This window comes from Paenibacillus sp. PK1-4R (assembly GCF_030369595.1).
Lineage (GTDB): Bacteria > Bacillota > Bacilli > Paenibacillales > Paenibacillaceae > Paenibacillus.
Genome location: NZ_CP126535.1, coordinates 4,167,964 through 4,181,907 on the forward strand (window position 1 = coordinate 4,167,964; position 13,944 = coordinate 4,181,907).

A 13,944-nucleotide genomic window follows, 5' to 3' on the forward strand; every position below is an offset into this window, starting at 1 on the left:
GTTATTTTAGAAATCTACTTCAATTAGATCAGCCAGCGTATCCCCATCTATTAATTCTTCAACCAATTGAATCTTGTTGATTTCAATATGAGGGTCGTTGGCAATGGTTGTTAATATGACCAACAGATTTTGTGACATCGCTTCAATCGTTGTTTTCTCAAATAAAATCGTACTGTATTCAAAGGCCACTTCTAACTTGTGTTGCAATTCGGTAACATACAGCGTTAAATCGAATTTGGATACTCTCGTATTAGGAGCATAAGGCTTACAGGTTACTCCATCCATCTGAATCTCTGAAGCATCTGTATTCTGCAATACAAACATGGTGTCAAACAACGGATTCCTCCGAGCATCTTTGGTTACATTTACTTTCTCAATCAATTCTTCAAACGGATAATCCTGATTCTCATATGCGTTCAACATATTTTCTTTGACTTCCAGCAGATACTCCGTAAAAGTTTTATCCCCTGCAGGATAATTTCGAATAGCCAGTGTGTTTACGAACATCCCCATGACCGGCTCCAGCTCAGCATGTGTCCTGCCTGCAATCGGCGTGCCCACGATGATATCTTCTTGTCCGCTGTATTTAGACAACAGAATGGTATAGGCGGCTAATAGAATCATGTATAGCGTTGTTCCTGTCAAAGCTTCCATTTTTCTCAAGCCTGGAAGGAGGTCTTCCTGCACAACAATGTCCAATACATCTCCCGCATAGCTTAGCGTTTCAGGTCTTTCATAGTCTGTTGGCAGATCCAATAGCGGGATACTCTCACCAAACACAGTAAGCCAATACTTCTCCTGCTTTTTCATCCGCTCACTATGAAGTTGCATTTGCTGCCATTCAGCATAGTCCTTATATTGAATTCGAAGAGGAGATAGCTCCTCTCCCTTATAGAACTGGCTAAGTTCAGTCATTAGAAGCTGTACAGATAGTCCGTCTGCAATGATATGGTGGAGATCTACCAGCAATACATGACGCTCCTGCTGAAGCTCAATCAGCCTCACTCTCATAAGAGGTGCTTGCCCGAGATCAAATGATCGAACAAATTGTTCAATCTGGTCTTCGATCTCTTCTTCCGTTGACTTGATCGATTCAATCCCAAAATTCACTTCAGAATATACGATCTGTTTCGGTTCTCCGTGTATGACTTTGAATGCGGTCCGAAGCGATTCATGACGATGAATCAATTGTTGGAATGCTTCTTCCAATCTGATCCGATCAAGCGATCCTTCCAACATAAACATACCTGACATGTTGTACATGAGTTCCTTGCCGGCTTTGATGCTCATAATGTACATTCTCATTTGCGCCGAAGAAATAGGATAATATTCTTTTTCCTCTACTTGAGGAATGGACACTAATACATCCTGTTCCATTTGTTCAATAGATTGAGCCATCTGTTCAATGGTCTGCCATTCAAAGACGTTTTTTACCGATATGCGGATATTCAGCTTTTGATTGATTTTGGCGGCCAGTTTGGTCGCACGTAAAGAGTTGCCTCCTACATCAAAAAAATGATCTTTTACACTGATTTTTTTCACGGCAAGCACATCCTGCCAAATAGGCAGCAACTGTTTTTCCACCCCAGTTTGGGGTTCTATATATTCACTTCCCGTTTGTATGTTTTCTTCTGGACTCGGAAGCGATTTGCGATCGATTTTCCCGTTCGATGTCAGAGGCATGTGATCCAATTGTATAAAGTAGGCTGGAACCATGTAATTCGGCAACACCTTAGAGAGGCTTTGTTTTAACTCTCCCACCGTCAGCGTGGAATCCGCTGTAAAGTATGCACATAACGATTTGTCCCCGTGATCATCCTCATGTGACATAACGATAACTTCTTTCACACACTCTATATTTAACAGTGCTGCTTCGACTTCCCCTACTTCGATCCGGTATCCGCGAATTTTAATCTGGTGATCCATTCTTCCCAAATACTCGATATGGCCATCGGGAAGCCATTTCACCAAATCTCCCGTTTTATACATTGTCGCTCCCTGGACATACGGATCGCGTACAAATTTTTCTGCTGTCAGCTCAGGTAAATTCAAGTATCCTCTACCAACCCCATCGCCAGAGATACATAATTCCCCTACGACGCCTACATGCTGAACTTTGCCATGTTTGTTCAATACATACAGGCGATTATTTCCTAATGTTCGACCAATCGGTAGGTGAGCTCGTTGATTCGCTGTATCCAGGTGTTCTGGAAGTACACGGTATGTCGCAACATCCACACAACATTCTGTTGGACCGTACACATTAATTATGGTTGGAGGCGTTATATGATTGTGAGCAAATAATGATGTGATATCATTTACACTTTGCTGAGAAAGAGCTTCACCGCCAATGAGCATATATTTTAGCGATATGCCTTGAACGTTTTTTGCCTTCGAAAGCAATTTCAGGTGTGCAGGTGTTCCGTCCGTCAAATCAATTTGGTGGTGCTGATAATAATTCATCAAATCTTGTCCATCCAGTACCGTGTCCTTGTCTACAATGTACAAGGCATGTCCTGACAGCAGTGCACCAAAAATCTGCTTCACAGATGCATCGAAATAGTAAGGCGCAAGTAAAGCGACATGCAAACCGCTATGCTGATCATCTATAACTTGAATGTACAACGCTTTAACCAAATGATGAACCTGACGATGTTCGATCATCACACCTTTTGGCATGCCTGTTGTGCCTGAAGTATAGATCACATAAGCCAACTGCTCTGAATTCCCTGCCGGTTCCAGATTCGACAGATTAGCTGCATAGGTTTCTTCATCGTCCAAATCAATCATTTTTCCATTAAACGATACCAACTGCTTCAAATGCTTTTGCGTGACTAACAACGTTGCCCCCGAATCATGCAGGATATAGCGGATACGCTCTTCAGGAGAATCCGGATCAATCGGTACATACGCCCCGCCTGCTTTTAGAATGCCAAAGATGCCAACGATCATATCAATCGAACGATCTGTCAGAATACCTACAAATTGATCCTGCTGCACTCCCTCAGCTCTAAGCGTATATGCCAACTGATTCGCCCGTTCATTCAATTGATGATACGTCCATTGCTCATCTCCAAAAGCGACGGCTAATTGATCGGGTGTCCGTTCCACCTGTGCTTCGAATAATTCCTGGATGGCCTGATCCCGGGAATATTCTATGTTGGTATCATTAAAGTCATATAAAAGAACGTTCTGCTCATGTTCAGACAGCATTTGAATATCGGACAAGGCAATATCAGGTTCGATCACAATGTCTCTGAGGATGTTAAACAGATGTGTTTTCATTTTGTCGATGGTATCCCGTTCAAACAGCTCCGTCTTGTAATTAAAGTGCATTTCCAGACACTCGTTATCATCCTCAACGATGAACATCAGATCATACAACGATACACCGACATTTAATTCTCTAACTTTAAAGCTGCAATCCTGTTCTTGCCGTTGATTCAACGCGGTATTTAAGAAGATATACATCGTATTAAAAAGTGCTGTCCCAGTGGTATCACGATGTGTGTTTAATTTCTCTACAAGATTGTCAAAAAGATAGTCCTGGTTATCCAATGCATCCAGGGATTGTTTTTTTATTTCCTCGAGATAGGATCGAAATGACTTATTCCCCACCGGCTGTGATCGAATCGCTACCGTCTGGATAAAGACACCTATCATATTCTCGACATCCGGATGGTTTCTTCCTGATGTTGGTGTACCTACAATCAAGTCTTCTTGATCCGTATATTGATGAAGCAGCACATTATACGCTGCCAATAACACCATAAACATCGTAGTTCCCGTTTGTTTCGCAAGCTTCTCCAGCGACTGCTTCAAGTGTGCGTCCAACACAAATGACAATCTTGAACCTGCCGAAGTCAAATGAGGTGTCCGAACAAAATCATTAGGCAGATTAAGGTTCGGGAGTTCTCCTTTGAATTGATCCAGCCAATATTTTTCTTGCTGCTTATAAGACTCCCCCGCCAGAAATTCTTTCTGCCAAGCTGCAAAGTCTTTGTATTCAATCTCAATTTCCGGCATGTTTCTTCCGTCATACACATCGATCAGTTCATTCGCAAGAATGCCAACGGAATATCCGTCCGATATAATATGATGCATCTCGATGAGAATCTCTGCATGATCATCGTTTATACGAATAAATTCGGCACGTATTAATGGCGCTTTGGAGCAATCAAATGGTTTTGCAAACGCCTTAACATGTTGTTCGAATGAAGCAGAGCTTTCCTGAGATTGTTTTACTTCAAAATCAATCGTTGGAGCAATACGCTGGTAAAGCTCTCCATCCATCAGATGGAAACTGGTGCGAAAAGCTTCGTGACGGTGCACGATTTGTTCCAATGACGAAATTAGTTTAGCTTCATCGATATTTCCTGTGACCGTGATATGGCCGCACATGTTCTGAAACACACTATTAGGCTCAAATTGATCCAGAAAGTAGATTCGCTGTTGTGCAGCTGACGTCTCATAGAACTCCTTCACGTCCAATGCCTTGATTGGAATGAATGTTTCCTCGCTCTCGCCTGTAATCAGACTGGCAAGCTCTTTCAGACGTTGGTTTTGGAAGAATTGAACGATTGAAATTTTATGTTGAAACTGCTCATGTACCTTGGATAGCATTACAGTCGCCTTGAGCGAGTTTCCTCCGAGATCAAAAAAGTGATCATGTCTCCCCACTTGATCGAGGGATAATACGTCTACCCAGATCAAAGCCAGCTTTTTCTCCACTACATTGACTGGAGGCTCGAATATGGCTGCATGATTAACGTGAGGAAGACGCTCCGTAACAAATCGATTGTACATCTCTTGTAATTGATCCTGTTGCTCGGATGAGAACAACGTCAAAGACGAAATTTCAGCCTCTGGATGACTCACCATATTTTGCAGTAAACACTTAAATCCTTCGGACCACAATTTCATCATCTCAGGTCCAATGAGATCGGTATTGTAATCAAAATCCAGATACAATTCATGGCTAACATCCGTAATATTAAGAAATAAATCGTAAGAAATATGTTTGATCGGATACGACATGAATTCAGTCTTGATATTTTCAAATTGAAGATGATGAATCGTTCTGTCCATATTGAATAAAATCCGGGTATCCGGTGCAGTCATATGAGCAAGCTGTTCGGATACGAGAGTCAGTGGGACATGCTGATGCTTCATGACAAGAGCCAGCGTTTCCTTGAGCTGAAGAACATGCTCTACGACGGACTGCTTCGTTAACAAGGCATGATGAACAGGTACAATGTTGACACAGTTGCCAATCAGCGCATTTTTTCCCATATGAGACTGACCCGCTGTAGGCACGCCGATGACAAGGTGAGACTGCCCTGTTAGTTGATGCAAATATAAATGAAACGCTGCAAACATCGTTACAAACAAACTGCTCTTATTATTTATACTTAACGTTCGCAAAGACTCTGTTAATTGATGATCCAACTTGATGGAATACCTTTCACCAGAATATCCCCTGGGCACATCATCGGACTGTACCGTTGGAAGTGAAATGTTGGGATAGGATAAGGAAAAATGTTCTTTCCAGAACTGGACTCCTTCGGTAAATGAGCCTTTTTCATGTTCAAGGCGTTGCCATCTTAAATACTCACGGAATGGAGTGGCTTCAGGTAATTGAATCGGAACTCCTCGGACCAGAGCAGAATAGGTATGTTCCAACTCTTGAATGAATACAGCAATCGACCAGCCATCTACAATAATATGATGAAATGTCAGCACCATAAGGTATTGATCGGCTGCCTTTTTAAGCAAGGTGATTCTAAATAGAGGTTCCCCAGACTGTAAATCGAAGGCTTCATTTGCATCGGCAGATAACCAATTTGAAATTTCCCGTTCTTGATCCTCACCTGCATATGCCGAGAAATCCAACCATGTACATTGAAATTCCATTACGGATCTGATTTGTTGTGTTTCACGATCGGCATGAATGACTGTTCTCAGGGCTTCATGACGCTGTGCGATCTGATTCACGGCCTGATCCAGTGTGGAAGGCTTTATTCCACCTTTCATTTTTAAAATAACACTCTGATTTAATGCAGCATTCGCATCTTCCCCATGTAATGAAGTTAACAGTAATTGTTTTTGCTCTAAAGAGAGCGGATATTCCGAAACAGGCGATTCACCAGGGATAAACCCCCACTCGCGTAGTTCATGGATCGTCTCTTTCACGATTCTGATTATCGTATCCATGTCACCCATGGAATGAACAGTCGATATAAAACAGTTACGGCCTTCCCAAATATATAAACCTTTATAAATTAAATGGTAGAAGAATAATTCCATATCTCCAAATGATATAAATCGAAATAAAGATCCATAGTTCACCATTTGCATCGGTACATTCGCTGTTTTGAAAAACGCATTTAATTCTTTAACAAGATAATCTGTTTTTTCATTTAATTCCTTATATAAAGTTCCTGCTTCGGATTGAAGATACTGCAGTACCGTTAACGTCACTCTCATCGTAAGAGGGTGTGTACAGAAGGTTCCACCGACAAACGTTTTCTTATCTGCATCGGAAGGGTAAGAATCATCACCAAAGTTCCAGGTTCCACCATCTACCGGATTCATAAATTCAGCTTTACCCGCGACTATGCCAATAGGCAGCCCGCCACCGACCACTTTCCCATACGTAACCAAATCGGCTTGAACCCCAAACCAATCCTGTGCTCCACCCAGACCGATTCTGAATCCAGTGATGACCTCATCGAAAATAAGTGCAATACCAAACTGTTTCGTGATCTCTCTAAGTTCCCGCAAGAATTGTGTTGGCTGCATATCAGGTCTTCGACTTTGCACCGGCTCTACAAGCACAGCAGCCAATTCATCACCCAGGTTCTGAATCATTTCCAGGGATTGTGGATGGTTATAATTAAGAATAATCAAATCTTCCATAGCGCTATTTACAATACCAGGAGCCATAGGCAGCGCAGACGATAAAGCATCCTCAGGATTCGCTATACCCAACACGCCGTCATGTGTACCGTGATAAGATCCTGAAAATAATACAACTTTGGAACGCCCCGTTGCTGCCCTCGCTAAACGAAGTACAACCATGACAGCTTCTGTTCCTGAATTATAAAATGCGACACGCTCTACACCCGTTAGCTCGGAAATTTTAGCTGCGACATCTCCTGCCAAGTCTGACATAGGGCCCAATGGAGGCAATTGTTCCTGGAGGCTGTCTGCTATTACATTTTGAATAAATGCTGGATTATGGCCAAATAGATTCACACCAAATCCCATCGTCAGATCCAAATACTCGTTCCCGTCCATATCCCATATCTTAGATCCCTCTGCACGAGTTGAAATGATAGGATACACCATTTCCTTCCAATACGAACGGAATCCGGACACATTGCGATTATTCGCATGGGCATAACGAGTTTGGCTCGTTTTATATTTGGAGCTTTTTGTCTTTGCGGTATACTTGGCTATAAATTGTTCAACATACTGGTTCTGAAGCGCTGAGAATCCACTCTCTTCATGAATTTTCAACGATTGATACGGTATAAAAGGTTTGGCTTCCTTCGATTCCGAATTGGGTTGGATCTCTTTGGTTGGTTTGGTTTCATGATGTTTGGTTTCATGCTGTTTCATCTCCAAAAGAGGCGATTGAACAGCAGTCATTTGCTCGCCTAACAGCACATTCAAACTTTTTAATTGGGATTCCATGAGCTGAATGGCAGACATCACAATTTGTTCCGACACATTCCCTGATGATTTTGCCGTGTTTATATTGTTCACAGATGCCAGATTTCGTTGTTCAGTATGCTCCTGAACTGTTTGATTGTTTATATTTTCAGATATATCGTTATGCTTTATATTCTCTGACACATATTTAACTAAGGAATTAATATTTGTAAGGGTTTCAAAAAACATTTCCATCGGGATATTCAAACGGAACAGCTCTGAGATCTCCTTTTGAATTTGCACAAGAATGATGGAATCCAATCCCATTTGGAGAAAATGAGCTTGATGATCCAGCTCTTCCAACTTCAAACCAGATGCACGACTGATGCTTGTTTTAATCTTTAATTCAATATCGTTTGTATTCATCTCCATTTGAACCTCATTCCTCTCTGACCTATGTCCCGCTGGTATCGTATGTTTGACTTCAATCCAACACCGCTTCTGCTCAAATGGATATAGAGGCAATGGAATTTTCCGAATGACTTCATGATCATAAAACCTTTCCCAATCAATCACTGCCCCCAGTGTAAATAACTGACCGAGTTCATTTAAAGATTCTGCCTTTCCCCCAGCATAGAGATGATCGCTAACAAGCGTTTTGTCTTTTTTGGCATAACCAAAATAAACATTTGGCAGTTTACCCTCTCCGCTTGCAATTCGTTTCAATTTTTCATGTAATTCTTGTGTACTCGTGACTACGATGGCAAGCCGATAATCCAGATTAGCCCTTCCCGTACTGGCTGTATAACAGATTTGTTGTATGGAAACATCCGTGTGATCAGTTAGATATTCATGATACGTTCTGACCAATTCATCCAGCGCCCGTTCCGTGGCAGCAGACAGAACAAATAAATTAGGCTCTTGGGACATTCTTTTATCTACGGTTGGGGAAGGAACATATTCTTCGAGAACCACATGCGCATTGGTACCACTGAAACCAAAAGAACTAACCCCGCATCTTAATGGACCCTCTACTTCACCAAAAGCCATTAATTCCTGATTCACATAAAAAGGTGAAGCTTCAAACTTAAGCAGGGGATTAGGCTTGTCAAAGTGAACCAATGGTGGAATCTTTCTATGTTGAAACATAAGAATAGATTTAATTAATCCAGCGATCCCCGCCGCTTCAAAGCCATGTCCAATGTTAGCTTTGGCAGATCCGATTGCACAAAATTGTTTCCGAGCCGTATATTTCTCAAAAGCTTTACGCAAAGCATTGAACTCAACCGGATCACCTAATTTTGTCCCTGTTCCATGTGCTTCAATAAAGTTAAGCGTATCAGGAGAAATACCGGCTTCCTTCCAAGCCTGTTCGATCACATTGGTCTGTGACTCCGGGTTAGGTGCTGTGATTCCTACCGTCTTGCCATCCTGATTAATCGCACTTCCCTTAATCACACCATAGATATGATCCCCGTCCTTAATCGCTTGCTGCATTGGCTTCAACATGACCGACCCAACACCTTCGCCAAATCCCGTGCCGTTGGCATCTTCACTAAACGTTCTCGTCAATGCATCTGGAGATTCCATATCCAGTCCGATACTTATCGGTAATAATGCCGTTCGAATGCCTCCTGCGATTGCCATTTCACAGTCTCCAGCGAGCAACCCTTTACATGCCATGTGAACAGCAACAAGTGAGGAGGAACAAGCGGTATCAATCGTTAAGGCCGGGCCTTTTAAATTCAAGAAATATGCAATTCTGCTCGCCAGTACAGATGGTAAATTTCCAATGATATAATTTTTGAGTTCTGCGGGGTAACTCGCCGTCACGAGCCGTTCGTAATCATACCCAACTTTGGAATATCCCACGTACACGCCCACATTTCTTCCATTGATTCCTTCCCCTGCATACCCGGCATCTTCAATCGTATGCCATGCCGTTTGCAAGAACATCCTTTGATTCGGGTCCATAAATTGTGCAGTTTTTGGGGTTATGCCAAAGAAAGAATAGTCGAATTGATCAATTTGATCCAAGTAACCACCCTTGATCCATTGAATTTCGCTCATTTCACTTCGCATGGATTGTATATAATCCGCTGCGTCTTTTATCCGACTTTCCGGGTAGTCCCGAATGTTATGTGTTCCATTTTCCAAAACACGCCAAAACTCGCTTGCATTTGATGCACCAGGGAGATTCAAAGACATACCGATAATAGCAATATCTTTGGATGGCGTATGATCCTCTTGATTTTTGTTGACTTGCATGGTCTCGCTGTAGCCTCTAGCCAGATATGCTGCCAATTCAGTTATCGAGGGATAGGTAAAGAGGTCCGTAACAGCAAGCTCTTCTCCGTATTTTTGTTCTATACGTTCAGCAATTTGGGCCAGCTGTAATGAAGTTGCACCCATATCAAAATAGCTATCCTCAAGTTCAACCTTTTTCCCAACCAGCACTTCAGAAAATAGTGAAGTTAATTCACGTTCTATGACTCGAACCGAAACAGCAACCTTTTCTTTTGCCTTGTCATTGTCATTCTTGATCCAGTCATGGATGAATGCAGATTCTGTTGAGAATTTGCCTGCTTCATACTGCTTGGCTAACTGATACCGCTGGATTTTCCCACTTGTTGTTTTGGGTAATTTTTTGATGGGCAGTACCTCTTTGACACTCCATCCCCCATGTTTATATAGGTGTCTTTTGATTTCTTTAACAAGAGGCAGGAAGTGTTCGATCTTTTTTTTGTACACGACAAACAAAATAATTTCTTCACTTTGACTATTCGAATCATACACACCACAAGCAGCAACTCTTCCGAGTTCAATATCATCTAATTGTATGGCGACACGTTCAATGTCATGGGGATATACATTTTTACCATTGATAAAGATAATGTCTTTTTCCCGCCCTGTTACAACCAGTTTTCCGTTCATGATGAAACCCAGATCTCCTGTATTCACCCATCCGTCGTGCGTTAATAACTTCTCCGTTGCTAGTGAATTGTTATAATAACCTTGGGTAACGTTATCCCCCTTGATTTGAATTTTTCCAATAACCAAATCGGGAACACTGTTCATTTCCTCATCGCAAATTCTAACATGGCAATAATCAATTGCTTCGCCAACGGCAACAAATGATGCTACATGTTCAGCATGTTTCTCGACTTCGATGACACGCTCCCCCAAGTTCAGATGATCCCGGTGAACGTACACCGCAGTAAATTCTTCATCTACCTTGGGAAAGGAGACAGCAACAGAGGCCTCTGCTAATCCATATACGGTAAACATGGCTGTTTTCTTTAAGTGATATGCTGACAATACATTTAGGAATTCATCACACACTTCGGGTAATATAGGTTCCGCCCCATTATAAATGACTCTGACAGATGACAGATCCCATCCCTCCGCTTTGTCTTCGCGAAAGAAATTCAGGAAGTATTTATAACCAAAGTTAGGAGAAGACAGTATGGTTGCTTTGTGTTCATTTACTTTTTTCATCCATAGAATCGGTTTGCGAATAAATAATTCCGTTGGGAGCAAGTACTGATGAATTCCTGCCACGAGGGGTACGAGATGAAATCCAATCAAACCCATATCATGGGTAAGGGGCATCCAGGAGAGAAAACTATCGTTTGAGCTAATTTGTGTGCCATTAATAGCAGCACAAGTATTATAAATCAGGTTTCGATGGGTGAGCATTACGCCTTTGGGATCACCGGTTGATCCAGAAGAGAATTGAATAAATGCCAAGTCATCAGACTGAGGTTCAACTATATTATTAATAGATTCATAATGATATATGGTGTCTTGGATCATATCCGTTCTGACTTCTAATTGATGATGGAAATCAAGCATGTCATGTTCCAAAACAAATCTCTTCATTTTATCCAGCACATTCTCAGATGCAATCATGAAAGGGTTATTTAGCAAATTCCAAATACGGCATACTTTCAAGTTTTGTTCTTCATCTTCACCAATACTTACAGGGATAGGGATCATTCCACCGAGTATACAAGCCCAGAATGCGACTAAAAACCGTTTGTTTTCTTGAATCTGAAAAATAATCTCTTGTTTAGGTTTAATTCCGATGGCTTGTAGATAACCTAAATACCCTTGTGCCTCAGTAAATAATTGATGATAAGATATAAAAGTTTCACGTTTGTCCGCATCAATAAAACGAATACCGCGGTCCGTTATTTTACCTCTGTCGCGGATAACATCCACTAGTGTTTGAAACTGATTAGTATACATATCTCTCCTCCAAATGAATCATCTCTAACATGCTTATCTAATTATTTACACATATTTTCAAGCAAAATTTTACCATAGAAATATATGTAAAATCAATCAATTTATTGTTACTATATGGTAAAAAATAGAGATTGATTCGTGAGTTATTGACATATTTATTACAAAACATCTGAAGCTTCAACAAGTTCAGATGCATTAAAGGACAAAAAGACTACCTTATAAAAAGGTAGCCTTTCGCTGTAAAATAGATCTTGCAAAAGAACAGATCGGGTACTAGATTGCATCAATCAACGCGGTTCCATCCAATGGAATTTTTTTTGCTATAATAATGGAATGACATACCTGTAGAGCATCATTTATCTCTTCTTCGCTGAGTTCGTATCCATTCTTGTGTATTTGTTCCTGTACCCGTTGTAAATGATGAAATAAGGGGGCAACCGTTTGGGTATATGATATCGAATCTGGGTTATAATTCCGTGAAATGAGTGCGGTTACTATTAGTTCTGATAACAACTTTTTACGAATCGTTAACCGTTTATTTTTCCTTTCTTGTGTATTTGTAAGTATTATTAAATCGGAAGTCTGACTTAGCGAGTAAGGTATAATACGCTTCGTTATTTTACTCATAAGACTAACTAACACATGTTTAGAACCCAACTCTATAACTTCAGTAACCCCATTTGCAACCAGATAGAGCATAGACTCTGACCATCTTACAGGCATCGTCATCTGCATGTTTAAATATTCAACGACAGATCGATCAGACTCATAGGGTGCTGCTGTAACATTGGAAATAATCGGGGTTATTGCATGGGCATATTGATATTGATCCAATTCAACTTTGAATTGTTCTGCTGCGGTTTGCATCATGGGAGAATGATAGGGACCACTTACATTGATATAAGAATGTTTCGTTCCCAGGGTTTCTGTCCTTTTAATAATTTCTTGTATAGAGTGCCGATGTCCCGAAATGACAAACTGCTGGTCAGCGTTCATACAAGCCACACAAGCAGGACGCTCGATCGTGGAAACTTGTTCGCATATGTTTTGAAGTGTATCTAAATGAATACCTGAAATGGCGGCCATGGTACCTTTCTGATCCGGGTCTGCATTGTGCATAATGATACCTCGTTGTCTTACCAGTTTAATGGCGTCATGAAATGAGAGCACACCTGCGCATACCAGAGCCGAATATTCTCCCAAACTATGCCCAGCCAAATAAGCAGGTTCCATCCCTATTTCTTGCATATACACCTGATATGCTATGACACTAACAGTCAAAAGTGCAGGCTGAGCGTTCATTGTCATTGTCAAATCAGCCATGCTACCTTCAAAACATAACTTTCTCAAATCGAAAGAAATGGCATCACTGGCTTCTTCAAATAACTTCTTAGCCACATCAAAGTTATTCCAAAAGTCTCTACCCATCCCAACCATCTGAGAACCTTGTCCAGGAAACAACAGAGCTACATTACTCATCCAGCATCCTCCATGTATCAACTTTATATTTCATGCACTTCGACAACTGAAAACCAATAAATTCCTTGTTTGCAAAATTTATAATAAACTTTCATTAGGAGTTATGCAATAATAAAGTCAAAAGGAGGGTCATCTATTTCTATGAACGGAAAAAAATTCGTCATTCTATTTGGGCTCCTTGTTGTCCTCTGTGTTGGAACATTTAGTGTTGTTCTTTACTGGATCTTGTCTGTAGTCTGAGTACTATGCAAATAGACACCTCCATTGAAGAGATGCCTGTTCCTTTCTGATCTGATCCTTCAAGACTCACGATTCTCCTTATTTTCAGAGAAACGGATTCCTCTTTATTTCAGATCCGATTTTTTCGCTCACTTCGTTCTCTGTATCACTCAACATTTGATCTGAAGATGGTACAGTTGAATAATCGCCCTGTAATACAATTGCATATATTCCCTTACCTGGAATCCTAACTTGGCATACAGAATTTTCTTTGTTCATGGTGATCAGCTGCTCCATTAAGTCTGATGCCGTTATAACTTCTTTCATACGAATCCCCTC

3 protein-coding genes are annotated in these 13,944 nt (G+C 41.1%); all 3 read right to left on the reverse strand.

The genetic code is table 11. From position 1 onward, the window contains the following. Nucleotides 1–6 precede the first annotated feature (6 nt). The 3 genes from QNO02_RS17990 to QNO02_RS18000 all read right to left on the reverse strand — a co-directional run bounded on the left by QNO02_RS17990 (nt 7) and on the right by QNO02_RS18000 (nt 13,932). Entirely contained in the window at nt 7–11,907 is an 11,901-nt protein-coding gene (locus tag QNO02_RS17990; protein WP_289389547.1) for a non-ribosomal peptide synthetase, read from the reverse strand. 273 nt (nt 11,908–12,180) lie between these two features. After that, nucleotides 12,181–13,386 carry an ACP S-malonyltransferase gene (gene fabD, locus QNO02_RS17995; RefSeq protein WP_133385231.1) on the reverse strand — a complete coding sequence of 402 codons (1,206 nt, stop codon included), beginning with the start codon at nt 13,384–13,386 and terminating at the stop codon, nt 12,181–12,183. A gap of 324 nt (nt 13,387–13,710) precedes the next feature. Further along, nucleotides 13,711–13,932, reverse strand: a complete 222-nt coding sequence (locus QNO02_RS18000; protein WP_133385232.1) for a hypothetical protein — start codon at nt 13,930–13,932, stop codon at nt 13,711–13,713. Nucleotides 13,933–13,944 lie beyond the last annotated feature (12 nt).